The sequence below is a fragment of the Streptomyces sp. NPDC094147 genome (assembly GCF_044764265.1).
Taxonomy (GTDB): Bacteria; Actinomycetota; Actinomycetes; order Streptomycetales; family Streptomycetaceae; genus Streptomyces.
Map to the genome: position 1 here is coordinate 1,170,775 of NZ_JBIWHT010000001.1, position 24,686 is coordinate 1,195,460.

Annotated in this window: 26 protein-coding genes; 8 read left to right on the plus strand and 18 right to left on the minus strand. The window is 71.0% G+C overall.

Annotation, left to right across the window (positions count from 1 at the left end; genetic code table 11):
* Window positions 1–22: 22 nt before the first annotated feature.
* The 8 genes from ACIQ8J_RS05265 to ACIQ8J_RS05300 form a co-directional block, all read right to left on the minus strand.
* Window positions 23–820, minus strand: a complete 798-nt coding sequence (locus ACIQ8J_RS05265) for an ABC transporter permease (protein ID WP_403265059.1) — start codon at window positions 818–820, stop codon at window positions 23–25.
* Window positions 807–1,760, minus strand: coding sequence for a 2-aminoethylphosphonate ABC transporter permease subunit (locus ACIQ8J_RS05270; protein ID WP_403265062.1), 954 nt, complete (start codon window positions 1,758–1,760; stop codon window positions 807–809). The genes ACIQ8J_RS05265 and ACIQ8J_RS05270 overlap by 14 nt, the downstream gene beginning before the upstream one ends.
* The gene (locus tag ACIQ8J_RS05275) at window positions 1,753–2,805 is read right to left on the minus strand and encodes an ABC transporter ATP-binding protein (RefSeq protein WP_403265268.1); all 1,053 of its coding nucleotides are present in this window, start codon (window positions 2,803–2,805) and stop codon (window positions 1,753–1,755) included. The genes ACIQ8J_RS05270 and ACIQ8J_RS05275 overlap by 8 nt, the downstream gene beginning before the upstream one ends.
* Before the next feature lie 23 nt (window positions 2,806–2,828).
* Entirely contained in the window at window positions 2,829–3,524 is a 696-nt protein-coding gene (locus ACIQ8J_RS05280) for an HAD family hydrolase (protein ID WP_403265064.1), read from the minus strand.
* A gap of 14 nt (window positions 3,525–3,538) precedes the next feature.
* A complete protein-coding gene (locus ACIQ8J_RS05285) occupies window positions 3,539–4,675 on the minus strand; it encodes a TIGR03364 family FAD-dependent oxidoreductase (RefSeq protein ID WP_403265067.1) in 1,137 nt (378 codons plus the stop codon).
* 188 nt (window positions 4,676–4,863) lie between these two features.
* Window positions 4,864–5,625, minus strand: a complete 762-nt coding sequence (locus ACIQ8J_RS05290; RefSeq protein WP_403265270.1) for a GntR family transcriptional regulator — start codon at window positions 5,623–5,625, stop codon at window positions 4,864–4,866.
* Between the two features lie 108 nt (window positions 5,626–5,733).
* Complete coding sequence (locus tag ACIQ8J_RS05295; RefSeq protein WP_403265070.1) at window positions 5,734–6,525, minus strand: hypothetical protein; 792 nt, start codon at window positions 6,523–6,525, stop codon at window positions 5,734–5,736.
* 245 nt (window positions 6,526–6,770) lie between these two features.
* Window positions 6,771–7,871, minus strand: a complete 1,101-nt coding sequence (locus tag ACIQ8J_RS05300) for an ROK family protein (protein ID WP_403265072.1) — start codon at window positions 7,869–7,871, stop codon at window positions 6,771–6,773.
* Between the two features lie 56 nt (window positions 7,872–7,927).
* Here ACIQ8J_RS05300 and ACIQ8J_RS05305 point away from each other — a divergent pair, with 56 nt between their 5' ends.
* Together ACIQ8J_RS05305 and ACIQ8J_RS05310 are read left to right on the plus strand one after the other, a co-directional pair.
* Window positions 7,928–9,025: a Gfo/Idh/MocA family oxidoreductase gene (locus ACIQ8J_RS05305; protein WP_403265075.1), complete on the plus strand. Its 1,098-nt coding sequence runs from the start codon at window positions 7,928–7,930 to the stop codon at window positions 9,023–9,025.
* A 50-nt stretch (window positions 9,026–9,075) separates the two neighbouring features.
* Window positions 9,076–9,543 carry a heme-degrading domain-containing protein gene (locus tag ACIQ8J_RS05310; RefSeq protein ID WP_403265078.1) on the plus strand — a complete coding sequence of 156 codons (468 nt, stop codon included), beginning with the start codon at window positions 9,076–9,078 and terminating at the stop codon, window positions 9,541–9,543.
* A gap of 126 nt (window positions 9,544–9,669) precedes the next feature.
* On the opposite strand, the gene ACIQ8J_RS05315 is transcribed toward ACIQ8J_RS05310, so the two are convergent.
* The 4 genes from ACIQ8J_RS05315 to ACIQ8J_RS05330 form a co-directional block, all read right to left on the minus strand.
* Entirely contained in the window at window positions 9,670–10,527 is an 858-nt protein-coding gene (locus ACIQ8J_RS05315; protein ID WP_403265081.1) for a fumarylacetoacetate hydrolase family protein, read from the minus strand.
* Window positions 10,528–10,660: 133 nt separating this feature from the next.
* Window positions 10,661–11,428: a YidC/Oxa1 family membrane protein insertase gene (locus ACIQ8J_RS05320; RefSeq protein ID WP_403265084.1), complete on the minus strand. Its 768-nt coding sequence runs from the start codon at window positions 11,426–11,428 to the stop codon at window positions 10,661–10,663.
* A gap of 84 nt (window positions 11,429–11,512) precedes the next feature.
* Window positions 11,513–11,836 (minus strand): DUF6412 domain-containing protein, encoded by a 324-nt coding sequence (locus ACIQ8J_RS05325; RefSeq protein WP_403265087.1) that lies wholly within the window; start codon window positions 11,834–11,836, stop codon window positions 11,513–11,515.
* A 97-nt stretch (window positions 11,837–11,933) separates the two neighbouring features.
* Window positions 11,934–12,482, minus strand: a complete 549-nt coding sequence (locus tag ACIQ8J_RS05330) for a winged helix-turn-helix transcriptional regulator (RefSeq protein WP_403265090.1) — start codon at window positions 12,480–12,482, stop codon at window positions 11,934–11,936.
* A gap of 163 nt (window positions 12,483–12,645) precedes the next feature.
* On the opposite strand from ACIQ8J_RS05330, the gene ACIQ8J_RS05335 reads away from it, so the two are divergent.
* A complete protein-coding gene (locus ACIQ8J_RS05335; protein WP_403265093.1) occupies window positions 12,646–14,013 on the plus strand; it encodes an MFS transporter in 1,368 nt (455 codons plus the stop codon).
* A 44-nt stretch (window positions 14,014–14,057) separates the two neighbouring features.
* Here the strand turns inward: ACIQ8J_RS05335 and ACIQ8J_RS05340 are convergent, their stop codons facing one another.
* From ACIQ8J_RS05340 to ACIQ8J_RS05350, 3 genes are read right to left on the minus strand one after another with little or no spacing between them, the layout of a single operon-like run.
* Window positions 14,058–15,545, minus strand: coding sequence for a sodium:solute symporter (locus tag ACIQ8J_RS05340; RefSeq protein WP_403265095.1), 1,488 nt, complete (start codon window positions 15,543–15,545; stop codon window positions 14,058–14,060).
* On the minus strand, window positions 15,542–15,769 hold the full coding sequence (locus tag ACIQ8J_RS05345; RefSeq protein WP_403265097.1) for a DUF3311 domain-containing protein: 228 nt from the start codon (window positions 15,767–15,769) through the stop codon (window positions 15,542–15,544). Before ACIQ8J_RS05345 ends, ACIQ8J_RS05340 begins: the two co-directional genes overlap by 4 nt.
* A 9-nt stretch (window positions 15,770–15,778) precedes the next feature.
* Window positions 15,779–16,558, minus strand: coding sequence for a class E sortase (locus tag ACIQ8J_RS05350; protein ID WP_403265100.1), 780 nt, complete (start codon window positions 16,556–16,558; stop codon window positions 15,779–15,781).
* A 117-nt stretch (window positions 16,559–16,675) separates the two neighbouring features.
* Here ACIQ8J_RS05350 and ACIQ8J_RS05355 point away from each other — a divergent pair, with 117 nt between their 5' ends.
* On the plus strand, window positions 16,676–17,689 hold the full coding sequence (locus ACIQ8J_RS05355; RefSeq protein ID WP_403265103.1) for an SEC-C domain-containing protein: 1,014 nt from the start codon (window positions 16,676–16,678) through the stop codon (window positions 17,687–17,689).
* A gap of 54 nt (window positions 17,690–17,743) precedes the next feature.
* Here the strand turns inward: ACIQ8J_RS05355 and ACIQ8J_RS05360 are convergent, their stop codons facing one another.
* Together ACIQ8J_RS05360 and ACIQ8J_RS05365 are read right to left on the minus strand one after the other, a co-directional pair.
* Window positions 17,744–18,850: an MrcB family domain-containing protein gene (locus ACIQ8J_RS05360; RefSeq protein ID WP_403265105.1), complete on the minus strand. Its 1,107-nt coding sequence runs from the start codon at window positions 18,848–18,850 to the stop codon at window positions 17,744–17,746.
* Between the two features lie 167 nt (window positions 18,851–19,017).
* Window positions 19,018–19,671: an ATP-binding protein gene (locus ACIQ8J_RS05365; protein WP_403265107.1), complete on the minus strand. Its 654-nt coding sequence runs from the start codon at window positions 19,669–19,671 to the stop codon at window positions 19,018–19,020.
* A 211-nt stretch (window positions 19,672–19,882) separates the two neighbouring features.
* On the opposite strand from ACIQ8J_RS05365, the gene ACIQ8J_RS05370 reads away from it, so the two are divergent.
* The 3 genes from ACIQ8J_RS05370 to ACIQ8J_RS05380 all read left to right on the plus strand — a co-directional run bounded on the left by ACIQ8J_RS05370 (window position 19,883) and on the right by ACIQ8J_RS05380 (window position 21,374).
* Window positions 19,883–20,731: a helix-turn-helix domain-containing protein gene (locus ACIQ8J_RS05370; protein WP_403265109.1), complete on the plus strand. Its 849-nt coding sequence runs from the start codon at window positions 19,883–19,885 to the stop codon at window positions 20,729–20,731.
* Window positions 20,728–20,940 (plus strand): DUF397 domain-containing protein, encoded by a 213-nt coding sequence (locus ACIQ8J_RS05375; protein WP_403265112.1) that lies wholly within the window; start codon window positions 20,728–20,730, stop codon window positions 20,938–20,940. The genes ACIQ8J_RS05370 and ACIQ8J_RS05375 overlap by 4 nt, the downstream gene beginning before the upstream one ends.
* 131 nt (window positions 20,941–21,071) lie before the next feature.
* Complete coding sequence (locus ACIQ8J_RS05380) at window positions 21,072–21,374, plus strand: hypothetical protein (RefSeq protein WP_403265115.1); 303 nt, start codon at window positions 21,072–21,074, stop codon at window positions 21,372–21,374.
* A gap of 164 nt (window positions 21,375–21,538) precedes the next feature.
* Here ACIQ8J_RS05380 and ACIQ8J_RS05385 read toward each other — a convergent pair whose 3' ends face one another.
* The gene (locus ACIQ8J_RS05385; RefSeq protein ID WP_403265118.1) at window positions 21,539–22,879 is read right to left on the minus strand and encodes a DUF445 domain-containing protein; all 1,341 of its coding nucleotides are present in this window, start codon (window positions 22,877–22,879) and stop codon (window positions 21,539–21,541) included.
* Between the two features lie 321 nt (window positions 22,880–23,200).
* Here ACIQ8J_RS05385 and ACIQ8J_RS05390 point away from each other — a divergent pair, with 321 nt between their 5' ends.
* Window positions 23,201–24,442 (plus strand): GDSL-type esterase/lipase family protein, encoded by a 1,242-nt coding sequence (locus tag ACIQ8J_RS05390; protein ID WP_403265121.1) that lies wholly within the window; start codon window positions 23,201–23,203, stop codon window positions 24,440–24,442.
* The last annotated feature ends 244 nt before the right edge of the window (window positions 24,443–24,686 follow it).

The window sequence follows — 24,686 nt, forward strand, 5'->3', positions numbered from 1 at the left end:
TCGAACTCCTGAGGTGCTCGGGTCAGCGGAAGGAGGCTTTGGTACGGATGCGGGAGACGGCGAGCAGGACGAGGAGCGTCGTGCCCATGAGCACCACGGCGACGGCGGCGCCGCTGAACAGGGAGCCGCGGTCGGTGGCCGCGAAGATCTGCACCGGCAGCGGCGTCCAGTCGGGCGGGTAGAGCATCATCGTGGCGCTCAACTCGCCCATGGACAGGGCGAAGCAGAGCCCGGCGGCCGCGGTCAGGGACGGCAGCAGCAGCGGCAGTTTCACCCGCCACAGGACGTACCCGGGCGAGGCGCCGAGCGAGGCCGCGGCCTGCTCGTACATCGGGTCGAGACGAAGGATGGCGGCCGAAACCGACTGGTAGGCGAACGCCATGACAAGAACGGTGTGCGCCAGGATCACGATCCAGCGCGTCCCGTTGAGCAGCACCGGCGGCTTGGAGAACGCGACGAGGACCGCGAGGCCGACGACCACCGACGGTACGGCGACCGGCAGCACGAACAGCGCGTCCATGAACCGCCTGCCGCCCTTCTTCAGCGCGGCTGCCGCCAGCGCCGCCCACGATCCCACCGTCAGCGCGAGGACGCTGGCGGTGAGGGCGGTGACGAGGCTGGTGGTGAGCGCCTGGAGGGAGTCGCCGGTGGTCGCCGCGCCGTAGTGGCCGGTGGTGAACCCGGAGGGGAAGGCGCCCGACCAGCTGGTCGCGAACGACGCGGCCAGGATGACCAGCAGCGGCAGCGCGAAGACCGGCAGGAACAGGGCGAAGAAGACGGTCCAGGTGGCCCAGCGGCCGCCCCGGCTATGCACCAACACGACGGCTCACCACCCGGTAGAGGCCGTAGAGGCCAACGGAAATAGCGATGTTGACGACGGCGACGACACACGCGGCCGGGTAGTCGGACTCCAGGATCGCCTTGCTGTAGACGAGCATCGGCAGCGTGGTGACCCCCTTGGCGCCGGTGAACAGCACGATCCCGAACTCGTTCAGGCACATCACGAGCACGAGCGAGCCCCCCGCCGCGAGCGCGGGCAGCGCCTCGGGCAGGATCACCCGCCGTACGATCCGGGCGGGCCGCGCACCGAGCGAGGACGCCACCTCCAGCTGGGCGGTGTCCAGTTGGGAGAACGCGGCGAGCAGCGGGCGCATCACGAACGGCGTGAAGTACGTGATCTCCGCGAGCAGCACGCCCCAGGGCGTGGTCAGGAACTGGAAGGGCCCGCTGTGCGCGCCGGTCACGTCCGTCCACAGCCCGTTGGCCATGCCGACCGTGCCGTAGATGAACAGCAGGGCGAGCGTGATCAGGAACGACGGGAAGGACAGGAACACGTCGATGAACTTGGCGACGGCCTTCCCGCCGGGGAACGGCACGAACGCGATGACCAGCGCGAGCACGAACCCGAGCACGAGACACCCGACGGTCGCCCCGACCGCCAGCCACACGGTGGTCCCGAGCGCGTCCCGGAACGCGGCCGAGGCGAACACGTCGGAGTACGGCTGGAAGGCGGTTCCTCCGGAGTCCGGGGAGACGGACTGCTTGACGACGAGGAGGAGGGGATAGAGGAAGAAGAGGGCGAGGACGACAACGGGCGGCAACACCCAGACAGCAGAGGGCAGTTGCCACCGTCCTCGCTGTGGGCAATCGTCCCGCAGGGCGTTGGGGGCCCCTCCCTGGCCGTTGAGGCCTTGGGGGAGGGTGGGCACAGCCCCCAGTGCCGGGTCACCGGCCAGTTCCGGCCGCCCCGAGCTACCCATTGCTCACCCCTGCGGCCAGCAGCACCGCATCCCCCGGCGCGAAATGCAGGGTGACCTCGTCACCCAGCGCCGGCGTCTCCCGCAGCTCCCGCAGGTCCGCCTTGACGCGGTGCCCGGCCACATCGACGTACAGCCGGTGCGTGGACCCCCGCCACTGCACCTCCGCGATCCGCCCCTGCAGCGCGTTGGGCCCCGCCCCCAGTCCCACCAGGTGCGGCCGCACGCACAGCGTGGCCATCGCCCCCCAAGCGGCCTCGTCGGTGGCGACCGAGAGCTCCGTGTCCCCGAACAGCACCGACCCCGACCCCACCCGCACCGGAAGGAGGTTCGCGTTGCCGACGAACGACGCGGTGAACTCCGTACGCGGCCGCCGGTACAGGTCCTGCGGGGTCCCGCAGTCCTGGAGGCGGGCCTTGTCCATGACCGCGATGCGGTCCGCCAGGGTGAGCGCCTCGACCTGGTCGTGGGTGACGTACAGGATGGAGACGTCCGGCAACTCCCGGTGCAGCCGGGCGAGTTCGGTGAGCATGCCGGAGCGGAGCTGCGCGTCGAGCGCGGAGAGCGGCTCGTCGAGGAGGAGGACTCCGGGGCGGATGGCGAGCGCGCGGGCGATGGCGACGCGCTGCTGCTGACCGCCGGAGAGTTCGCGCGGGTAGCGCTTGGCGTAGGTGTCCATGCCGGTCATGGCGAGGGCCTCGGCGACCCGGCCGGGGATCTGCCCCTTGGGGACCTTCTGCGCCTTCAGGCCGAACGCGACGTTGTCCTCGACCCGCATGTGCGGGAAGAGCGCGTACTGCTGGACGACCATGCCGATGCCGCGCCGGTACGGCGGCAGCCCCGTCACATCGCGGTCGCCGATGAACACCCGCCCCCGGACGGGCTGGACGAACCCGGCGACGGCACGCAGCGCGGTGGTCTTGCCGGATCCGGAGGGGCCGAGCAGCGCCATGACCTCGCCGGGTTCGACGGTGAGGTCGAGCGAGTCGAGGACGGCGTTGCCGTGGTAGGCGACGGTGACGCCGTCGAAGCGGATGCCGCTGCGCAGGGCTCCCGGCGGGGCGCCGCCGGTCACTTCTCCATCTCCAACTCCGCTATCAGGTCCGGGAGTTCGGCGATCGAGCGGAGGACGCGGGTGGCGCCCGCCCCGGTGAGGGCAGCCTCGTCGTGGGCGCCGGTCAGCACGCCCGCGACGATGCCCGCGCCGGACCGTACGCCGCTGAGCATGTCGTACGAGGTGTCACCGGCCACCGCGACGTCCCGCACCCCGTCGACGGCTCCCGTCCGCAGGAAGGCGCTGAGCACCATGTCGGGGTACGGGCGGCCGCGGCCCCCCGCGTCGGCCGGGCACAGGGTGAGCCCGACGAGGTCCCGCCAGCCGAGGGCGTCGAGGATCGCGTCCTGGGTGACGCGGGCGAAGCCGGTGGTCAGGACGACGGTGCGGCCTTCGCTCTGGAGACGCTCAACTGCCGTGCGGGCGCCGGGAATCGGGGCGATGAGCCCGCCGTCGACCAGCTCGCCGTACGCCTCCTCGAAGGCCGCGTTGGCGCTCTGCGCCTTCGTCTCGTCGCCGAAGAGGTGGCGGAAGACGGAGATCTTGGACTCGCCCATGGTGGCGCGGACGTAGTCGAGCATGGTGGCGTGCTCGGCGGAGCCGGGCTCGACGCCGAGGCGTCCGGCCGCGCTCGCGAAGGCCCGCTCCACGAGCCCGCCGTCGGCGACGGTGGTGCCCGCCATGTCGAGTACGACCAGGTTGTACGCGTTCATTGTCGTCAACTCCCTTACCAGCCCAGCTCGTTCGCGGTCTGCTCGGCGATGGCCGGGGAGCAGGTCATGCCGCGGCCGCCCGGTCCGGTCACCAGCCACACCCCGTCCCGCACCTGCTGGCGGTGCACGACGCGCGAGGTGTCGGTGCACTGCGCGTACACCCCGGCCCAGCGGCGCTGGATCCTGGGGAGCGGCCGGCCGAGGAAGGATTCGACGACCCGGACGAGGTGCTCGTACGGCTCCTCCAGGACGTCGAAGGCGAAGGGGTGCTCGTATTCGTGGGTGTCGCCGATGGTCAGCCCGCCGTCCTTACGCTGCACCATGAGGAGCTGCATCTTGTGCGCGGCGGCGGTCGGGTCCTGCGCCTGCCCGGCGCTGAGCGCGTCGAGGGCCTCGCCCGCGTACGCCGGGTAGTAGCGGAAGCTGTCGGCGTCGGCGACGGAGGTGGTGAGCGGCTCGCCGAGCGGTGCGGTCTGCATCATCTGGAGGCGTACGCGGCGCACGGGCAGGTCGGGCACGAGCTCGCGGACGAGCCCGCCGAGCCACGCTCCCGTACACAGGACCACGACGTCGCCGCTGTGCACATCGCCGTGGTCGTCGCGCACCGCACCGGCTCCACCCTTTGTGGCGCCGATGACCTCGCGGACCTCCCTGCCGCCCAGGAACGTGTACCGTCCCGACTTCAACAGCTCGGCCTTGAGGGCGAGTTGGGCGGTGCGCGGCTCTACGGCGGCGTCGCGTTCGCACCACAGGGCGGCCGCGAAGTCGCCGCGCAGGGCCGGGTTGAGAGCACGGGCCTCGTCGGCGGTGAGGAGCTTGTAGCCGCGGGCGGCGGCGTCCTCGCGGGCCAGCGCGGCCTCGGCGACGGCGAGTTCGAGCGCGTTGCGGACGGGGGTGAGCGAGCCGTTGGGCCGGAAGCCGATCCCGGGGATCCGCTCGCCGATGCCCTCCCACAGTTCGCGGGCCCGCAGCGCGGTGTCCAGCTCCTCGCCGCCGGCCCGGCCACTGACCCATATCTGGCCGAAGTTGCGGAGCGAGGCCCCGCGCGCCTCGCTCTCGCGCTCGATCTGTACGACCTCGTGGCCGCGTTCCACTGCGTGCCAGGCGTGCATGGTTCCCACCACGCCGGCTCCAACGACGATGACTCTCACGGCGGCCACGCTCCTCGGGAAGGGTGTCCCGCACCGGTCCGAACGGCAACGGGACGGTGAACGGGCCATCAAGGTTGGACTAGACCCGTTATGTTTCTGTTACCAGAAACGGGCGAGCTCATGCGCGGCCTGACTGCCTGATTGCCTACCTGAATGCCTGAATGCCTGACTGAGCCGGACTACTGGGACTACTGCCCGAGCCGGGTAGTGAAGGAGAAGCGGTCGCCGCGGTAGAGCGTGCGGACCCGTTCGAGGGGGCGGCCCTCGGCGTCGCGCGAGACGCGATGGATGAGCAGCATCGGCAGCGCGGGCGGCGTACCGATGAGGAGGGCTTCGCGCGGGGTGGCGAGGACGGTCTCGATGCGTTCGTCCACCTCGCCGAGGATGAGGCCGAGCCGGTCGCGGAGGTAGGCGTAGAAGGAGGAGTCCGGGGTGAACTCCTTGTCCAGGTCCGGCATTCGGGCCACCGCGGCGTAGGTGCTCTCCAGACCGACGCGCTCGTCGTCGGCGAGCAGCACTCGCTCCATGTGCCAGACGGGCTCGCCCCGTTGGAGCCCGGTCTCGGCGGCGAGCGCGGGCGGACAGGGGAAGCGTTCGAGGGTGATGAGGTGACGTCCGGGCGTACGGCCCTGGCGGCGCACGCCCTCGGTGTAGCTGGCCAGTGAGAGCGGCTGCTCCAGTTTGGCACCGGCCACCACGGTGCCGCGCCCCTGGCGGCGCAGCCTCCCTTCGAGCAGCAGCTCGCGCAGCGCCTGCCGCACGGTCTCCCGGGCGACTCCGTACCGCAGAGCCAGATCACGCTCGGTCGGCAGCAGCCCGGCTTCCCCCAACTCGTCGATGAGCAGGGCGACTTGGGCCTTGACGGCGTAGTACTTGGGGATGCGTCCGTGGTCCGGGATGCCGGAGCGGATGGGGGCGCCGGGGGCCTGGTTCTCCGGGTAGCCGTTCAGGGGGTCGTGCCTGAAGTCGTGCGGGGAGTCGTTCGAGGAGGTGTTCGGGTATTCCACGGGCCGATGCTCGCATGGGTATGTGAACAGCCGGTGTACTCGGCGCCCTGGTCAGCGGCGCGGTGGGCGGGGGCGGCGGGTCGTGGTCACCAGGGCGCCGCCCGCGAGGAGGAGGACGCCGGCGACGAGACCGAGGCGGGCGAGGCCGCTGCCCCGGCCGGTCGTGGCGAGCTCGTTGTCGAGCCGGTGCAGCAGATCGCCTTCGGCCACCACGTCGAAGCGGTAGTCGCCGGACTCCCCCACCCACTGCCCGTTGCCGCCGCGGCGCTGCACGATCGCGGCGTTCGCGGTGATCTGGTCGGGCACGGTGTCGGCGGCGAAGCCGAGCCGGACCTCGACGGTGAGGGTCTTGCCCGCGCCGATGACGAAGCCGGGGAAGCCGTCGTCGAAGACGCCGATGTGCTCGTCCTCGTCGGTCCTGACGAACTGCACGGGGTGTCTGCGGCCGGTGGCGGGATCGGCGAAGTCCATCTGGAGCTGGGAGTTCTTGAGGTTGCGGTCCCGGTCCACGAGGACGAGGACCGGGTGGATGCTGTCGCAGGCCTCGTGGGAGGTGTTGGTGAGGTCGAGGTACCAGCTCTGGCCGTCACCACCGGGGTGGTACTCGGCGGGCCCGCCGTGGATCTTGGTGTCGAGCGGGAACTCGGGGCTGGTCCGGCTGCCGCAGACGGGCAGTTTGACGGCGAGCGGGCGGGCGGCGGGCTGGGTGGCGACGACCGCCTTGCGCGGCGCGACGTTGTGCCACCCGGCCGACGCCCCGCCGTCGTCGGCCGCGGCGACCCCCGCGAGCGGGCTGATCATGACGGCGGCCACCGCGGTGGCGAGGGCGGTGCGCAGTCGCATGAGGGGCCTTTGCTGCTCGCGGGCGGTCGGGCGGATTAGGCCGCGCCCGGAGCCGGTCGGCACCGTCCGGACGGGCGCGGTCGTGGCCCGCGAGCCTGCCACGCCCCGCCCCTCGACCCCGTACGCCACGTCCCCTTCCACCCTGACGCGCCGGGGAAGACCGCCCTATCAGCCCAATATCGGGTCCTCGTATGGGCAGTGCGGATGCGCGGGGCCCAACTGGGCGGGCCTCGGCCAGGTGGGCCTCAACCGCGTGGGTACGCCACATTCGCGCGGCCGAACACCGGGATCAGGACGAGTTGCGCCGCGCCTTCCGCGACCGCGTGCGGGCCGCCCCCGGCAGGGTGGACCGGGATCTCGGGGGCGCCGCCGCGCCGGGCGCGTTCCTCGATGACGGCGGCCACACCCCGTACGAACGTCTCCTGGTCGGCGTTGATGGTGCGGCCGCCGAGCAGGACCCGGTCGATGTCGAGCAGCCCGACGACATTGGCCGCGCCCACCCCGAGGAAGCGGGCCGCGGCCGCGATGTCCCCGCGGGCGACCGCGGCCAGGCAGAGTGCCTCGATGCAGCCGCGCCCGCCGCAGCCGCACACGGGCCCGCCGAGCAGAATCGTCTGGTGGCCGAACTCGCCCGCGCCGGTACGGGCGCCGCGGTGCACGGCCCCGCCGAGCACGAGGCCCGCGCCGAGCCCCGTACCGAGGTGGAGGTAGGCGAAGGAGCCCGCCGGGGTGCCGTCGCGCAGGGCGAGGCCGAGGGCCGCGGCGTTGGTGTCCTTGTCCAGAACGACCTTCCTGCCGAGCCGCTCGGCGAGCGCGTCGCGCAGCGGGAAGCCGTTCCAGTGCGGGAAGCCGGTGACGCGGTGCAGCACACCGCTGCCGTGGTCGAGCGGGCCCGGCATGGCGACGCCGACGCCCAGCACGCGCCGGCCGCCGACCAGCGCCTCCGCCTCGGCGGCCGCCGCCTCGACCACGTGCGAGGGGTCCGCGCCGAGATCGAGCGGTACGGTCCTGGCGCCGACCAGGGTGCCCGCGAGGTCGACCAGGACCGCGGTCAGCTCGTCGCGGTCCAGGTGCAGACCGATGGCGTGCGCGGCGGACGGCACCAGCTTGAGCACGGTGCGCGGCTTGCCGCCGGTGGAGGCGCGACGGCCCGCCTCGGTGGCCGTGCCCTCGTCCCGGAGCCGCCCGGTGATCTTGCTGACCGCCTGCGGGGTGAGCCCGGTGCGCTCGGCGAGTTCGAGCCGGCTGATGCCCTCCTCGCCCGCGGCCCGCAGCAGGTCGAGGACGAGCGCGGCGTTGTGGCTGCGCAGTGCCGGCAGGTTCGCACCCGTATTGCTCCTGTTCACCGACCCATTGTCCCTCCTGCTTGCACTTTGGCAACAGCGTTGCTTAAGTGGGTCGTATGAAGGATCCCAGGAACGCTCACCCGACCGCTGACCTTCGCGTGGGACTCGTGGGCTTCGGCCTGGCGGGCTCCGTCTTCCACGCCCCGCTGATCGCCGCGACCGAGGGCCTCGTCCTCGACACGGTCGTCACCTCGAACCCCGAGCGCCGGGCGCAGGCCCGCGCCGAGCACGGCGCCGCGCTGCGTCTGGTGGACTCGCCCGAGGAGCTGCACGACTCCGGTCTCGACCTGGTGGTGATCGCCTCGCCGAACAAGACCCACGTACCGATCGCCACCGATGCGCTCAAGGCGGGTCTGCCGGTCGTCGTGGACAAGCCGCTGGCCGGCACGGCGGCCGAGGCGCGCGGCCTCGCGGCCCTCGCGGAGGAGCGCGGCCTGCTCCTCTCGGTCTTCCAGAACCGCCGCTGGGACAACGACTTCCTGACCCTGCGGCGGCTGCTCGCGGACGGCGAGCTCGGCGAGGTCCAGCGTTTCGAGTCGCGCTTCGAGCGGTGGCGGCCGCAGCCGAAGGGCGGCTGGCGCGAGTCCGGCGACCCGGCGGAGATCGGCGGCCTGCTCTACGACCTGGGCAGCCACCTCGTGGACCAGGCCCTCGTGCTGTTCGGCCCGGCGCTGCGCGTCTACGCGGAGGCCGATGTGCGCCGCCCCGGCGCCCAGGCCGACGACGACACCTTCATCGCGATCACGCACGCGAGCGGCGTCCGCTCGCACCTCTACGTCAGCGCCACGACCGCCCAACTCGGCCCGCGCTTGCGGGTGTTGGGGTCGGCGGCCGGTTACGTGAAGTACGGCCTGGACCCGCAGGAGGCGGCGCTGCGCGAGGGCGAGCGGCCTTCGAGCGGCGAGCCGTGGGGTGTGGAGCCCGAGTCCATGTGGGGCCGGATCGGCTCCGGAGAGTCCCCGCTGACCGACGGCGGCCGCCCGCTGGCGACGCTGCCCGGCGACTACCCGGCGTACTACGCGGCGATCGCGCGGGCTCTGCGCGAGGGCGGCGAACCCCCCGTCACCGCCCACGAGGCCGCGGCGGCCCTGGACGTCCTGGAGGCGGCCCGCCGCTCGGCCCGCGAGGGCGTGACGGTGGAGCTGTCGCTGTGAGGGCGCGGGAGACGGCGGCGCGCCCGGAGACGGCGGAAGGGGGCCCGGCGGTGAGCAGCGTGGCCGCTCTGGAAGCCGAGCAACAGCGCCTGACCCTACGGCAGTTCACGTACGAGGACGCCTGGGAACTCGGGATGCTGTTGCGCTCGCTGGCCGTGGAGCGCGAAGCTCCGGTCGTCATCGACGTACGGCACGGCGCCCGGCAGGTGTTCCGCTGCGCGCTGCCCGGTTCCAGCGCCGACAACGACGCCTGGATCGACCGCAAGCGCCGCGTCGCCGAACGCTACGCGGCACCCTCGTTCCTCGTCGGCGCCCGGTTCCGCGCCAAGGGCACGACCTTCGAGGAGTCGTCCCGGCTCGACCCCAACACCTTTGCCGCACACGGGGGTTCGTACCCGGTGACGGTCGAGGGCGTCGGGGTCGTGGGGACGGTCACGGTCTCCGGGCTGCCCCAGGCCGAGGACCACGCGCTGGTCACGCAGGCGCTGGCCCGGCTCATGGACCACGGCGAAGGCTGAGCCGCCGACGCGGGCGAGCCTCCTCAAACGGGCCGAACGGGGTGGGGGGTCCCCCTGCTCCTCAAGAGCTCGGGGGAGGGTGGGAAAGGGCGAGGGCCGCAGGCCCAAGCCCCCCGCCTCGCACCGCTACGCGGACTTCAGCGCCTGCCGCTGCCGCCCCAGCCCGGACACCTCAAGCTCCACGACATCCCCCGCCCGCAGATACGGCTTCGGCTCGGGCTGCCCCATGGCCACCCCCGCAGGCGTACCGGTGTTGATGACGTCCCCCGGGTACAGCGTCATGAACTGGCTGACGTAGCGGACGACCTCCGCGACGGGGAAGATCTGCTGCGAGGTCGACCCGTCCTGCTTCAGCTCCCCGTTGACCCAGAGCTTGAGCGACAGCGCCTGCGGGTCGGGCACCTCGTCCCGGGTGACCAGCCACGGCCCGAGCGGGTTGAACGTCTCGCAGTTCTTGCCCTTGTCCCACGTGCCGCCGCGCTCGATCTGGAACTCCCGCTCGGACACGTCGTGCGAGACCGCGTACCCGGCGACGTACGCCAGCGGGTCCTCGTCGTCCGCCACGTACCGGGCGGTGCGGCCGATGACGATGGCGAGCTCGACCTCCCAGTCCGTCTTGACCGACTTGCGCGGAATGAGCACCGTGTCGTGCGGCCCGACCACCGTGTCCGCCGCCTTGAAGAAGACGACCGGCTCGGCGGGGATCGCCGCGCCGGTCTCCTCGGCGTGGTCGTGGTAGTTCAGCCCGATGCACACGACCTTGCCGATTCGCGCCACCGGCGGCCCGACGCGCGCTCCGGCGTCGGCGAGCGCGGGCAGCACCCCGGTGTCGGCCGCAGCCCTGATGCGGTCCAGCGCGAACTCGTCGGCGAGCAGCTCACCGTCGATGTCCGTCACCAGACCGGACAGGTCCCGCAGGGTCCCGTCGGCATCGAGCAGCGCCGGACGCTCTTCACCGGCGTTGCCTACGCGCAGCAGCTTCATGGTCAGTCTCCCTTGGTCGAGCGGGGCCCGGCCGATGGGTAGCGGCCATCGGAGGATCGTCCGATCCTCCAAGGTGTACGTCCACTCCGCAAGACCCCGTTCACAAACTGGACCGTAACCAGGGGTGGAGCTGCTATGCGGCGGCCGCCAGCGCGGCGGGCGCGGGCAGCATGTCCTTGTAGAGGAAGGCCCGCTCGACGGCGGTCCAGGTGGTGCTGGTCACCACGTACAGCGCGGCGGCGAGCGGCACCGCACCGACGGTGAACAGCGTGGCGAAGGACAGCAGCGGCATGAACTTGCTCATGGCCGCCATGCCGGGCACCGCCTCCTGCCCGGCGGGCGCCACGACCGGCGTGGCCGCCATCTGCCGCTTCATCCGCCGGTAGTTGAAGGTGGCCACGGCCGCGACGACCGCGAACAGCACGAGGTACACGATCCCCCGCGCCCCGAACACCCCGCCGTCCGCGAGCGCCTGCGCCCAGTTCCCGCCGAGCGGGGCGGCGAAGAGGGTGTGGTCGAGCAGCCCGTTCGCCCTGCCGCCGATCTGCGGGCTGGAGAACAGGTGGTAGAGCAGGAAGAACGCCGGCATCTGGAGCAGGCTCGGCAGACAGCCCGACAGCGGCGACACCTTCTCGGCGGCGTGCAGCTCCATGACCGCCTTCTGGAGCGCCTTGCTGTCCTTGCCGTGCTTCTCGCGCAGCGCGGCCAACTGCGGCCGCAACTTGGCCTGCGCCTTCTGACCCCGCGCCGCCTGGCGCGACAGTGGGTGCACAGCGAGACGTACGAAAGCAGTGAAGAGCACGATCGCGGCAGCCGTCGAAGCACCGTGGAAGACCGGTTCGAGGACGGCGGCGAGGTGCTCGGCGAGGCTCGCGAAAGCCGTGAAAAGGGACGTGAACATGCGGAGGCCCTCCGGGGCGTCTCGTCGGGAATGACCGAAGTGTCGGCGTGACGAGCCGCGAGGAGCGGAGGTACGAGGGTGCCCCTACGCGGCCGTCGGGATGAGACGGCCGGGCGCTCGGGGCCGCGGCCGCCCGGAGGCGTCGGGGTCGCGCTGCGGGAGGAAGGCGGTCCGCCGTTCCCGGTCCCGGATCGCGGTACGCACCCGGGTGCGCGGCACCTTGGGCACCGCACGCGATGCGAGCGTCGCGCACACGGCGAGCGCGGAGCCCGCGGCGGCGGTCGCGGCGAGCGCGACGGCGGCGGAGAGCGAGCCGCCCTCGACGAGGACGCCCTGGGCGAGCAGGAACAGGAACAGACCGAGCAGCGGCCGGGTGAGCCGAGCACAACGCGCGAGTACGCCGCTCATGCTTCCCTCCCCATGCTCATTCCCCGCATCGCGCCCTGCATCGTTCCTTGCTCGCCGCCGGATGCGCCGGATTACCTCCAGCCGTTATACACGACAGTCATACGTCTCCGGTTTCCAGCGGCTGGGCTTCGAGGGGCGCCAGCAGCCGCCTCGGGGCCCGCAGGGCCCGGCTGACCGGGTCCCCGGCGGGCCCGAGTCCGGGTCCGGGCCGCATCTCGACGTCCTCCGGCCCGACCGCCCGCCCGCAGACCCCGCACTCCCCGTACGCCCCGAGCTCGGTCCCGCACTCGACGTGGTGGAAGGTCCGCATCGGCCGCCCGTCCGGGTTGAAGGCACGCCCCCACAGGCCGAGCGCCCGCAGCGCCGGCCAGAGCGCCCGCCCCAGTTCCGTCAGTACGTACTCGTCGCGCGGCGGCGACTCCTGGTAGCGCCGCTTCTCCAGGACCCCGACCTCGGTGAGCGACTGGAGCCGCGCGGCGAGCACGGCCCGCGGGATCTTGAGGTGGACCAGGAAGTCGTTGTAGCGCCGCACCCCGTAGAGGGCGTCGCGCACCACGAGCAGCGTCCAGCGTTCGCCGACGATCTCCAGCGCGCGGGCGATGGAGCACTCCTGCGCCGCGTAGTCGTAGTCCTTGCCAAGAGCCATGCGCACCAGTCTACCGACCAAGGTTCACTGAACGAACCTTCAGTGCTAGGGTCACTCCCATGGAAGGTTCATTCATTGAACCCGTACGCCGCCGTACGCCGCCGCACCCCGGAATCGCCGTACCCAGCCGATCCCATCCCCCCCATCTCCCATGAGGGAAGCCATGACGCAGGCAGTACGCACCACCGCACAGCTCCCGAAGACACCCGGGGCGGGCGTCCGGCCCGGCGCCACGCTCGCCGTCACCAGCGCCGCGACCGCCCTGGCGCTGATGAACTACACCGCGCCGATGCTGACACTGCCCGGCATGACCGCGTCCTTCCACACCGCGCTCTCCGCCCAGGCCTGGCTCCTCAACGGCGCCCCGCTCGGCCTCGCCGCACTGCTCCTGATCGCGGGCAGCCTCGCCGACGACCACGGCCGCCGCCGGGTCTTCCTGGCCGGCACCCTCGCCCTCGGCATCACCATGGCACTGGGCGCCATGGCCCCCACCACCTTGACCTTCACGCTCGCCCGGGTCGCCCAGGGCATGGCGTCCGCCGCCATCCTCGCGAGCAGCCTCGGCCTCCTGGTCGCCGCCTTCCCCGTGGGCGCCGCCCGCATCCGGGCCACCGGAGTGTGGGGCGCCTTCGTCAGCGGCGGCATCGCCGTCGGCCCGCTGCTCGCCGGCAGCCTGGCCACCCTCAACTGGCGTCTGGTGTACGGAGTTCTGGCCGTGCCCACGCTGATCACCGCGGGGTTCGCGCTGCGTGCCCTGGCCGAGTCCCGGTCCCCGCGCGGCGGCCGCCCGGACGTGCCGGCGGCTCTCACGCTGAGCCTCGCGTTCACCGCCCTGATCGGCGCGCTGACCCTGGGCCGCGACGGCTGGCTGCGCCTCCCGGTACTCGCCCTGCTGCTGGCCGCGGCCGTCCTGACGACCGCGTTCGTGCACGTGGAGCGCCGGGCCGCCGCCCCCATGATCGAGCTAGCGCTGTTCCGCCGTGCGGAGTTCCTCGCCTCCTCGGCGGGCGCCCTGTTCACCGGCCTCGCCGTCATCGGCTTCTTCAGCTATCTGCCCGCGCTGCTCAGCCAGTTGCTCGGCACCTCGCCGATGAACGCGGCCTGGCTGTTCGTCCTGTGGTCGGGCACCGCGTTCGTGGTGGCGCTCCAGGCCAGGCGCCTGGCGGGCCGGGTGGCCGCCCGCCACCAGCTCGCCATCGGCTTCACCCTGCACGCGGCCGAGGTCCTCGCCATGCTGGGCGCCCTCGCCTCCGGCCCGCTGGCGCGCCTGGTCCCCGGCCTGCTGGTGGCGGGCATCGGCAGCGGCCTGCTCAACGCCGCCCTCCCCCGCCTCGCCGTCGAATCGGTCCCGGCCGAGCGGGCGGCCATGGGTTCGGGCGCCAACAACACGGCCCGCTACATCGGTTCATCCGCGGGCGTCGCCCTGACGATCGCGGTGGCCCCCGCCGGACCGGACACGGTGATGGTGGTCTCGGCGGCCCTCGCGGTGGTGGCGGCGGGCCTGACGACGGCCCTGCGGACCCGCCACTGACACCTGGGGCGCTGGTGTACGGGCGGTTGGCACATGGGGCGAGCTCACGCCCGTACGCGCTCCTCGTGGATGGGATCGCGGGCCAGTACGTCGTCGGCCACCGGCTCCCCCTTCGGCCCGACGTATGAAAACGCCAGTGCCACAAGGAGGTTGACGCCGAGGGCGACGATCCCGGCGTTGACCCCCCACACGGGGTCGTGGTCGGTGAACACGAAGCCGCACACCATGGCGACCCCCACCGCCAGCCCCGCGAGTCCGCCCACCAGGGTCAACTTCCGCCACACAAGCCCGAGTAGCAGCATCGGCAGCAGCTGTGCCATCCCTTCGTAGGAGATGAGCGAGAGGCGTACGAGGGTGTTGGGCACGGTGTACGTCATGAGCAGCGCGAGCGCGCCCGCGACGACCACCACGACCTGCGACGCCGCCTTCTGCCGCTCCCGCAGCCGGGGCACGAGCGAGAGCACGCTGCGGCCCCACATCGTGCCGATGACCAGCATGAACACGGCCATCGGCACGATGGAGGAGAGGGCGGCCGCCACACCGATGACCCCGACCGCCCAGGCGGGCAGCGAGTCCACCACCAGCTTGAAGAGCGCGAGGTTGGAGTCGGCGCCGACCAGCCCGGGGACGACGAACAGCGCCGCCGTCCCGAGCAGCATCGGCACGAAGAGCAGCACGTTGTAAGCGGGCAGCAGCATGGCGTTGCGCCGCAGGGCGTCCGCGCTGCGGGCGCCGAGGTACCCGGCGACGGTGGTCGGGAAGATCACGACGGTGAGGGAGTTGAGGACCGAGGTGGTGGCGAACCACGCTTCCCCGAAGGCCCCGCCGTGCCCCGGCAACGTGAGCCAGTCGCTCTTCTCGTGGACCACCCGGTCGAGGAAGTCGCCGTACCCGCCGAAGTAGTGCAGCGGCACGTAGATCGCGAGGAAGGCCAGGGTGGCGATGACGAGCACGTCCTTGAGCACGGACACCCAGGCGCTGCCGCGCAGCCCGCTGACGACCACGAAGCCGGTGGTGACCGCGAAGGCAATGAAATAGGCCCAGTTGAGCGAGACGGCACCGTACGAGATGGTCGAGACGACCACGCCCATGCCGGTGATCTGCAACTGGATGTACGGCAGCAGGAAGACGGTCGCGAGCAGCGCGACGAGCGCCCCGACCCACGGCCGCCCATAGCGGTGGGCCACCATGTCGGTGATCCCCACAAGACCGTGCCGTCGTGCGTAGTCCCACAGCATGGGGCCGACGACATAGCCCACCGCGTAGCCGCACGACATGTAGGCGACCACATACAGCACCGGGGCGCCGTAGTTGTATCCCCATCCCGCGGCGCCCAGATAGCTGAAGCTGGTGTAGCTCTCGCCCGCCATCAGCACCCAGATGAACACGGTCCCCAGGCTCCGCCCGCCGACGGACCACTCGGCGAGCCCGCCGCCTCCGCCCCCTCGGCCGCGTACGGCGAAGAGCCCGAGCGCGACGGTGCCCACCATGAAGACACCGAAAATGGTGGTGGCGACAGCCGCGTCACTCATCGCGCCTCCCCCCGTCCTTCATTCCGCGATCCACGGCCCCGCTTGTCCCCGCGCCAGGTGAACCAGATGGCGAGCGGAGTGATCAGCGTCGCGATCAGCAGCCACAGGAAGAGGAACGGCAGCCCGAACACAACGGGCCGCACCCGGTTCACCAGGGGCAGCGCCCCGAGGAAGAGGAGGTAGGGCACCCCGAGCCAGAGCACATGAAATCGACGATGACGCATCCCCGAACGCTAGCGCGGCCGGCTCTCCGTCAACTTTCCCCACACGACCAGCCGATAGGTGGAGGTGAACTCGGGCGTGCAGGTGGTGAGCGTGATGTAGTGCCCGGCCGTGCTGTACCCGTACGAGGGCTTGACATCGCTACGGGGCACGGCCGCTATGGTCCCGCTGTCGCGCGAGGAGGTCTGCGGCAGGGTGGAGTCAACAACGTACGTATAGACGCTGTCCCGCGTCTCGACGACCACCTCGTCCCCGGCCCTCAACTCGTTGATGTACCGGAACGGTTCGCCGTGGGTGTTTCGATGCCCGGCGAGCGCGAAGTTCCCGGCCTGGCCCGGCTGCGCGCTCTGCGCGTAGTGCCCGACGTACCCCTTGTCGAGGACTCCGGCCTTGCTGATGCCCTCGGCGACGGGCGCGGTGACCCCGATCCGCGGAATCCGGATCACGGCGTACGCCTGGTCCCAGCGCGGGGCGGCGGCCTTCGCGGCCGGAGCCGCCTTGCCACCGGAGGCCCGCGGGGCACTCACCGTGGGGGTGTCCCCGGCCTGCTCATCGGACGGCGTCACCGAAGGCGCGGGAGCAGCAGACCGCCACTCCTCCTCCAGGGAGTGAACGGTGCGCCCGGCCTCCGCCCGCGCCTCCCGGTTGGTCCACCACAGCTGGTGCACGACGAGCAGCAGCACGAGCAGCCCGAACGTCACGGCGAGCTCGGCCCCGGCCCACAACCCCCGCGCCGCCCAAGCCCGCCGCCCGCGCCCGCCCTGCACCACCACCGGTATCGCTCTGCGCACGGGCGGCAGAGTAGGGGCCACGGCCGCAACTCACCAGGCCCGCAACGGAGCGGACTCGACCCACCAGGGCCTAAAGCGCCCTCCGCCAGGCCCCCGTACAGCAGTACGGTGTCCCTCATGCGCCCCGACACGCCTGCCGATCACACCGCCGAAGCCGAGCGCCTGCTGCGCACCGCGGCGCAGTACCCGGAGGACCACGAGCCGCTGCTCCTGCAGGCCGCGGCCCATCTGGAGCTCGCCGGCGACCGCCCCCGGGCCACCACGCTCTACGACCGCCTGCTGGCCTCGACGGTGGACCACCCCCACCTGGTGAAGGCGTTCAAGGCGGCGAACCTGTGGGAGTACGGCCACGAGCCGGAGGCCCGCGCCATCATCGACGGCATCCGCCTGGCGGCACCGCTGGATCCGGCGGCCTGGGAGATCGTCGCGGAGACCCTGGAGTCCCACGACGAACTCGACCTGGCCCACTCCTCGCTCACAACTGCCCTTACCCTGCTGGGAGTTGCCGAGGTGGGCGTCGACGCGACGGCGATCCCGTACAGCACGCAGTCCCTCCTGACCACGCGCCACCGGGTACGCCGCCTGCTCGCCCTCCCCCACGACGCCTGGGACACCCTGGCCGACGAGCTGCACACGGCGCCGATCTCCCTGGACGAACTCCACGACCCGAAGCGCCTGTGGTCCCTCGGCTCGGAGGACCCCGCCGAACTCCAGGCCGAACTGGCCCGCCTGAGAGCCGAGTTGGGCAGCTACCGAGCCGCCCTGTCCCGCCCGTTCCCGGTAGCGGTCCTGCACTGGCCGGAACCGGAACTGGACGAACTCCTCACGGCGTACCCCGAGCTCCAATCCGAATACCCCACCCACGCAGCCCACTTGCTCGACATCGAAGCATCACTCCGCGAACTGGCGGCCACGGGCACGGCGAACCTGGGCATCGTGACGGGCACGGTCCCGTCGTACGAAGCCTTCGCGGCCTCGGAGTCCTCATCCCCGGCCAACGCCGACCTGCTCCCGCAGTACGCGACGACGTTGGCGGCCCGGGGTCGAGCAGTGGCCTGGCCACCGGGGCGGGGGTCGGACTGCTGGTGCGGGTCGGGGGTGGCTTATGGGGACTGCCATGGGGTGCACTGACCCGCAGCCCCTAGGTGGCTCGCGTCGACATCCCCACCACAGGCCCCCATCGAGCTACGCGGTCATTCCCCACCGACTGGCCAGAGATGATCCTCCCCATCCGCTATCAGTCTGCCAAACAGAGGCAATGCCCTGATGTTCAAGGTAGGTTGAGTACGCACCTATATCTTCAGAGAACAGCCCTACGAGATGAGGGGCTCGTTTCTTTTGATACAGGAAATAGCTGTACTCGTAGAGTTGCCCGACCGCTTGTCGAACGGCCTCTGTGGGGTTACCGTTCCGTACAACCTTCGCCTCCACCAGCCACTCGTCCGTAGTCCCAGACTCCATGCTGGGACTACGCAACACGAGATCTTTGGGGTGCTGACCATCGGTGGTGGCCGCATACCCACGTGTCGCAACATGGAGCCCGAAGTCTTTGATGAGCTTCTCGTGACTACGGCGTTTTACCTGCTGCTTAGCCTTGATATTCGCGATGTAGTCGGAGCTGTCCTTCGGTCGGAACCCAGCGAGCGGATCCACGCCATCCCCATGACCGGCCGGATCGTAACCAACTTCGAGGGCCTGACCATTGTCCGCCAGCCACCACGCCTGGTCAGCTAGCTCCGCCCGACGAAGGAGGTCCACACCATGCATCAGGTCCTCTTGCAGGTCAACCTCCTTAGGCAGCCCGTCAGTCGGATAACTCCGCGCGATAACGCTGGCCGCCTCATAGGCCCTCGGCCGGGTGCCTTCGTCTCGGAGCGAAGGCTCGTCAGTCCACCCCTGCCGCCGCTGCGCCGCCACCGCGCGCCGTAGACGCGAGGCATGTCGACGCAGGTGCTCTTCACGAGCTTTCCCTTTGCCAAGGCGCTTTTCGAGCGACGTGATGCCCTGCTGCAAGGTCAGCGTCACATTCTTCAAGTCAGCGCTGAAGATGTACGCCAGGTACAGCCCCTGCTTCGGGTCAGCGTTACCCGCCGAGTCGAACAGCCCGATCCAGGGGGTAGCCGCTGGGGTCGTCTGCCCGCCATGGCCTTCTGCCCTGAACCCTGGCGGGAGTAGCAGATCGGTACGCCTGCCCACCGCCCGCAGCACCTGCTGCCCAATCACGTCCCGCTGTGACCCCTTGGTCCGGTCATAGGTAGTAGCTACATCGCTGAGCAAGTCCCGGATCCCCATCCATTGAATCTAGCTCACCGCAGGGCTCAAGGTGTCCGATTTTGATCGAGCTCGCCACTACGCGACAGCTTCAACTCGACGGCAGTCACCGCGTGCTGAGGCGCTCCAGGAACCCATAGGAACCCAGTTGCTCCACCGGCGTGGAGCAATGCCAGAGCTTCTACTCCTCAGCGCTCGGCTTGACGGTCAAGATGCGATTGCACTCGCTCCAGCACCTTGCCTGATTCGCAACCGTGAGCGTGCAACCAATACAGAAGATCAGCGATCAGACCGATGGCCGCCTCCTCCATCGCCACAACGCCCAACCGACCCCGCCCAGTTGAGCCCAGCTGACGCTCCGCGCCGTACCGCGAGAGGTACTGCTCTGCGCGCGCGACACCGGGTCCGCCCGTGTGCCCACCCGCGGTCACCAGGTCCGTGGCCAGCTCGCACCACACGACCTTGGAGTCCGCGCGCAGGATCACGCCCCAGGAGAGCGAGAGGGCATCGACAATGGCCATTCCCCGGCCGTCCTCGCTCGCTTCCTGGGCGGCGAGGAGCGTGGGAAGTGCCCGCGTGTCCGGATCGCGGACCTCGATGCGCAGGCGGGTGTCGTTCATGGAGACCGCCAAGGTCGTGGGCGTGCCCGCACCGACGTGATTGATGACGTTGGTGACCAACTCCGTGACACACATCTGGGCCGCTTCGATCACCTCGGGCAGCCCCCACAGGGACAGGTGAAGGCGCAACACCCTTCGCAGCCCGGCGACTTCACGGGGTTCCGCGCTGAAGGGGAGATCCCACGGCTTCCGCCGCATGCGTTCGCTGTCGTAGAAGATCACGCCCACCTACCTCCCGACTCGACGGCGCCGCGAGATCGGCGCCCCAACGGATGACCCATGACCTACGGTCGCCATCCGTAACTCCGAGTGAGACGATCGCATCGCCCATCCCGCCATGCAATGTGCACGGCGGGATTCGCCCCATTGAGTGATTGGCGATTCGCGGGACTTCCGATGAGATGGAACTTCCTCTAAGACTCAGGGAGTTGAGATGGCCGGATCGCCCACCGCCCGTCGCCGTCGGTTGGCGATCGAACTCAAGAAGCTTCGCGAGGAGAGCGGCCAGACCTGCAGCCAGATCGGCGAGGCGCTGCACTGGAGTGGCTCCAAGGTGAATCGCTTGGAGACCGGCAGCGGACGCGTACAGCCTTCGGACGTCGACGCCCTGTGTCGGCACTACGCCACGAGCGAGGAGCTACGCGAGCTCCTCATGGCGCTGGCCAAGGACTCGAAGGTGCGTGGATGGTGGCAGGCGCACGGCACCGGGGTTCCGCCCTGGTTCGCCGGCTACGTCGGCTTCGAGCAGGCGGCCTCGAACCTGCGGCAATACCAGTGCGAGTTCGTCCCGGGCCTGATGCAAACAGCGGAGTACGCAGCGGAACTGCATCGCGCCACCAACCAGATGACGCCGGAGGACCTCGATCGTGCCGTGGCGGTACGCATGGAGCGCCAGGCACTGCTCACGCACGACGGTGCACCAGATGCCTGGTTCATCGTCCACGAGACCGTGCTGCGTCATGTGGTCGGCGACAGCAAGCTGATGCATGACCAGGTCGAACGCATGCTGGCCATCGGCGCGTTGGTGAATGTGACGCTACAGGTGCTGCCGTTCAGCGCCGGAACGTATCCGGCGACTGGGGCTTTCACCATCCTCGGGTTCCCTGAGCGGGAGGATCCCGACCTCGTATATCGAGACGGCATGACCGACGCCACCTACCTGGATACGCCCCATGATGTAGGGCAGTACACCAAGGCCTTCGACAACCTGCGGGCCCTCGCGTTGAGCCCGTCATGTTCGACCCGCTTGATGAGGAACGCAATGAAGGAGCACTTCCGATGAGCACCGTGCCCTGCCCGTCCACCGCCGACGGATGGTTCAAGAGCAGCTACAGCAACGGATCGGGCGGCGAGTGTGTCGAGGCTTCGTTCGACTTCGGCACGGGTTCGGCGGTGCGGGACTCAAAGCAGTCCGAGGGGCCGCAGCTGAGGTTCCGCGGGGGCGCCTGGGGAACGTTCATCGCCGCCCTGCGAGCCGGGCGACTCGGCTGATCCGGGAGGCCCCGGACCGAGGGCGGCCCGCCTGGCCCGCTGAGCCGGGCGGGCGAACCGCTCAGACCCCCCGCAATCCGCCCCACCCCCGCGCGTTAGCCTCAAGGAAACCGCACTCCAGGAGGCAAACCATGGCAAAGGTTCCCGCAACTGCAATCGCGGTCGGCGGGCTCGTCGGGGGGTATGGGGTGGCCCGGTGGACCAAGAGGCGGCCGCTCGGTGGGGTTGCGCTGGCCGCGGCCGGGGCGGTTGCGGCGCGGCAGTGGCAGCAGGCGGCCGGGACCAAGGCGGCCGTGGGGCTCACCGCCGCCTACGTCGCCGCCTTCGCCGGGTCGCATCCGCTGGCCAAGAAGGTCGGCGCCTGGCCCTCCGTGTTCGGGGTGGCCGGAGCCGTCGCCGTCGCCTCCTGGGCCGTCACCCGCAAGGCGCAGTAAGCAGAAGTCAGCAGCGGGCCGAGAAATTTCCCGGTTCGTTGAGCAGAGGGCAGACCGCCTCCGTACATAGGGGCAACTCCCCACAGTGGTCGGGCGCATGGCCGTACGGCAGGGACAGGGAATGTCGGCCGTGCGCCCGGCGGGAGTCCAGCCCCGGGGCGCCGCTACCCGCCCAGCGCGTGCGACACCGTATAGATCACCAGCCCCGCCAGCGCACCCACCACCGTTCCGTTGATCCGGATGAACTGCAGGTCGCGGCCGATGTTCGCCTCGATCTTCCGCGATGTGTCGTTCGCGTCCCACGACGCCACCGTGTCGGTGATCAGGGACGTGATCTCGGCGCGGTACGTCGACACCACGTACGCCGCCGCGTCCTCCAGCCAGCCGTCCAGCTTGGACTGGAGGCGCGGGTCGGTGGAGAGGCGGTTGCCGAGGGACAGCAGTGACGCCCTTGCGCGCAGGCGCAGTTCGCTCCGCTCGTCCTCCGCCGCCGCGATGATCAGGCTCCGTACGGAGGCCCACGCCGAGGCGATGATGTCCTGGACCTCGGGGCGGGCCAGTATCTCCGACTTGAAGCGTTCCACCCTGGTCCGGGTCTCGGTGTCCGACTGGAGGTCGGCCGCGAAGTCGGCCAGGAAGCGGTCCAGGGCGCCGCGCGCCGGGTGGGCCGGCATGTCGCGCATCTCGGTCACGAAGCGCAGCAGCTCCTTGTAGACGCGCTCGCCCACCTTGCGGTCCACGAAGCGCGGGGTCCAGCCCGGGGCGCCGCCCTGCACCGCGTCCATCACCGAGTCCCCGTGCAGCACCAGCCAGTCGTGGGCCCGTACGCAGATCAGGTCGACCGCCTTGCGGTGGCTGCCGTCGGCGACGATCTTCTCCAGCGCCTTGCCGACTCCGGGCGCGATCTCCGCCGCGTCCGCCCGGCGCGTGATGGCCTCGCCCACCACCGCCTGTACGTCGGAGTCCCTGAGCACCGTCAGGGCGCCGCGCAGGGCCGTGGCCAGCTCCGATGTCACCCGGTCGGCGTGATCGGGCTCGGCGAGCCAGGTGCCGAGGCGACGGCCGATGCCGAGGGCCTGGAGCCGGGTACGGACCACCGCCGTCGACAGGAAGTTCTCTCCCACGAAGGAGCCGAGCGTGGCGCCGAACTGGTCCTTCTTGTTCTGGATGATCGCCGTGTGCGGAATCGGCAGACCCAGCGGGCGGCGGAACAGGGCCGTCACCGCGAACCAGTCGGCCAGCGCGCCCACCATGCCCGCCTCGGCGGCCGCCGCCACATATCCGGCCCAGGCCCCCGCGCCCGAGCGGTCCGCCCACGTGGACAGCGCGAAGACGACCGCGACGAAGAGCAGCAGGCCGGTGGCGGTCGCCTTCATGCGGCGCACGCCCCGGCGCTTCTCCTCGTCCGCCGCCGTGTAGGCGAAGGGGGACGAGCGGAGCGGGCGCGCGGCCGTATCCGCCGCCACCTCGTCCTCCGCCTCGGACCCCGTTCTCGTACGGTCCATTCGTTCCACCTGTCCGCGCGTGCCTACGACCCCGATCAGCCTCGTACGACGCCGATCGGTCCTGTACGGCCCCGATCAGTCCCCGTACGGTCTCGATCAGTCTCTTACGGCCTCGATCGATCCCGTACGCAATTGTCCTGCCTGCCCCTCCGTCTTGGCTGCACGCCCTGCACGCACCGCACCCTCTGCACGCACCGCGTCTCATGCCCCCCAGCGGTTGCCCTACATGAAGTACTCATGACGTGCCCGTTCAGTTCCCGTCCGCCCCCGGGGCCACCCGTTCGCATGGCCCTGGGGGCCGTCGCTCCGTACATTCAGATCATGTCCATGCAGACCTTGCGGACGCTCCGGTCGCACGCCGCGCGCCTGGCGCTGCTCGCGGCGGTGGTGCTGCTCGCCGTCGCCCTCCCCGTCGTGGCCGGACCCGTTCGGGAAGCAGGGGCCGGTGGCGAGGACGGCGGCTGGGCCGGGACCTGGTACTCCGCCCCCGTCAGCGTCGAGCCGGGGGGCGGTTCGGCCCGGACCGTACGCAATGTCGTGCACACCTCACTCGGCGGGAAGCGGGCCCGCGTCACCCTCTCCAATCTGTTCGGCAACGCCCCGCTCGACCTCCGCCACGCCACCCTCGCCACCGCGGCCGCCCCCGGCCGGACCATGCGGACGCTGACCTTCCGCGGGCTCGCGCGGGCCTCCGTGCCGGCCGGCGGGCAGATCGTCAGCGACCCCGTGGCGTTCGAGGTGCCCGCCGCGTCCGATCTGTACGTGTCCGTGTACGCGGCCGGGCCCGTCACCTGGCATCCCGGCGCGCAGCAGACCTCCTACGTCGTCCCGGGCGAGACCGACCGGTCGGCCGACCCCGGGGCGTTCGCTCAGTCGACCGGGGCCTGGCAGTACGTCACCGCGGTCGATGTGCAGGGGCCCGGCGCGGCGTCCGGCAGTGTCGTCGTGCTCGGGGACTCGATAACCGAAGGGGCCGGTTCCACTCCGGGTGCCAATCGCCGCTGGACCGATGTCCTGGCCGGGCGGCTGAGCGGCCAGCGCGCGGTGCTCGCCCGGGGCGGGGCCGGGCCGCGGGCCGTACTCAACGCCGGGATAGGCGGGAACGCGCTGCTCGGGCGCACCGGGCTGTTCGCCGGGCCGAGCGGGCTCGAACGCTTCCACCGCGATGCGCTCGGGCGGGCGGGGGTGCGGACGGTCGTCGTGGAGCTCGGGATCAACGATCTGCTCTGGGGTGGGCGGCGGGACGCGACGGCGTTGCTCGCCGGGATGCGGGAGCTGGTGCGGCTGGGGCACGCGCGGGGCGTGACCGTGCTGGGCACCACGCTTGCGCCGTGCGGCGGGCTGCATGCCTGCACGGCGGTGGTGCAGGGGGTTCGGGGCGCGGTCAATTCCGCGATTCGGGGTGGCGGGGTTTATGACGGGGTCGTCGACATGGATCGCGCGCTTCGGGATCCCTATGCGCCGCTGGCCCTTTGGGGGCCGTACGACTCGGGGGATGGGCTGCATCCCGGGGATGCGGGGTATCGGGCGATGGGGCGGGTGGTGGATCTGGGGGCGTTGTGAGGGGGGCCGGTGCGGGTGGGGGGGGCGCCTGCGGCGGGCTCTTCCCCACCCCGCCCCTTCCCGAAACCCTCCGGGGGTGGGTGGGTTCAGGGGTGGGTGGGCCGGTGCGGGACGGTGGTCGGGGGGGGGGGGGCCCCCCCCCCCCCCCCAGCCCCCCCCCCCCCCCCCACCCGGGCCGGACTACAACTACAAAAAACACAAAAAACCGGGAGCCCACAAAAAAAAGAACCCCCCAACCCCCCCC

Excerpts from the sequence above, each read along its gene's own strand:
- ACIQ8J_RS05270 (WP_403265062.1), bottom strand. The coding sequence starts at position 1,760 with ATGGGTAGCTCGGGGCGGCCGGAACTGGCCGGTGACCCGGCACTGGGG.
- ACIQ8J_RS05280 (WP_403265064.1), bottom strand. The coding sequence starts at position 3,524 with ATGAACGCGTACAACCTGGTCGTACTCGACATGGCGGGCACCACCGTC.
- ACIQ8J_RS05295 (WP_403265070.1), bottom strand. The coding sequence starts at position 6,525 with ATGCGACTGCGCACCGCCCTCGCCACCGCGGTGGCCGCCGTCATGATC.
- ACIQ8J_RS05305 (WP_403265075.1), top strand. The coding sequence starts at position 7,928 with ATGAAGGATCCCAGGAACGCTCACCCGACCGCTGACCTTCGCGTGGGA.
- ACIQ8J_RS05315 (WP_403265081.1), bottom strand. The coding sequence starts at position 10,527 with ATGAAGCTGCTGCGCGTAGGCAACGCCGGTGAAGAGCGTCCGGCGCTG.
- ACIQ8J_RS05320 (WP_403265084.1), bottom strand. The coding sequence starts at position 11,428 with ATGTTCACGTCCCTTTTCACGGCTTTCGCGAGCCTCGCCGAGCACCTC.
- ACIQ8J_RS05325 (WP_403265087.1), bottom strand. The coding sequence starts at position 11,836 with ATGAGCGGCGTACTCGCGCGTTGTGCTCGGCTCACCCGGCCGCTGCTC.
- ACIQ8J_RS05330 (WP_403265090.1), bottom strand. The coding sequence starts at position 12,482 with ATGGCTCTTGGCAAGGACTACGACTACGCGGCGCAGGAGTGCTCCATC.
- ACIQ8J_RS05335 (WP_403265093.1), top strand. The coding sequence starts at position 12,646 with ATGACGCAGGCAGTACGCACCACCGCACAGCTCCCGAAGACACCCGGG.
- ACIQ8J_RS05340 (WP_403265095.1), bottom strand. The coding sequence starts at position 15,545 with ATGAGTGACGCGGCTGTCGCCACCACCATTTTCGGTGTCTTCATGGTG.
- ACIQ8J_RS05345 (WP_403265097.1), bottom strand. The coding sequence starts at position 15,769 with ATGCGTCATCGTCGATTTCATGTGCTCTGGCTCGGGGTGCCCTACCTC.
- ACIQ8J_RS05355 (WP_403265103.1), top strand. The coding sequence starts at position 16,676 with ATGCGCCCCGACACGCCTGCCGATCACACCGCCGAAGCCGAGCGCCTG.
- ACIQ8J_RS05360 (WP_403265105.1), bottom strand. The coding sequence starts at position 18,850 with ATGGGGATCCGGGACTTGCTCAGCGATGTAGCTACTACCTATGACCGG.
- ACIQ8J_RS05370 (WP_403265109.1), top strand. The coding sequence starts at position 19,883 with ATGGCCGGATCGCCCACCGCCCGTCGCCGTCGGTTGGCGATCGAACTC.
- ACIQ8J_RS05375 (WP_403265112.1), top strand. The coding sequence starts at position 20,728 with ATGAGCACCGTGCCCTGCCCGTCCACCGCCGACGGATGGTTCAAGAGC.
- ACIQ8J_RS05380 (WP_403265115.1), top strand. The coding sequence starts at position 21,072 with ATGGCAAAGGTTCCCGCAACTGCAATCGCGGTCGGCGGGCTCGTCGGG.
- ACIQ8J_RS05385 (WP_403265118.1), bottom strand. The coding sequence starts at position 22,879 with ATGGACCGTACGAGAACGGGGTCCGAGGCGGAGGACGAGGTGGCGGCG.
- ACIQ8J_RS05390 (WP_403265121.1), top strand. The coding sequence starts at position 23,201 with ATGTCCATGCAGACCTTGCGGACGCTCCGGTCGCACGCCGCGCGCCTG.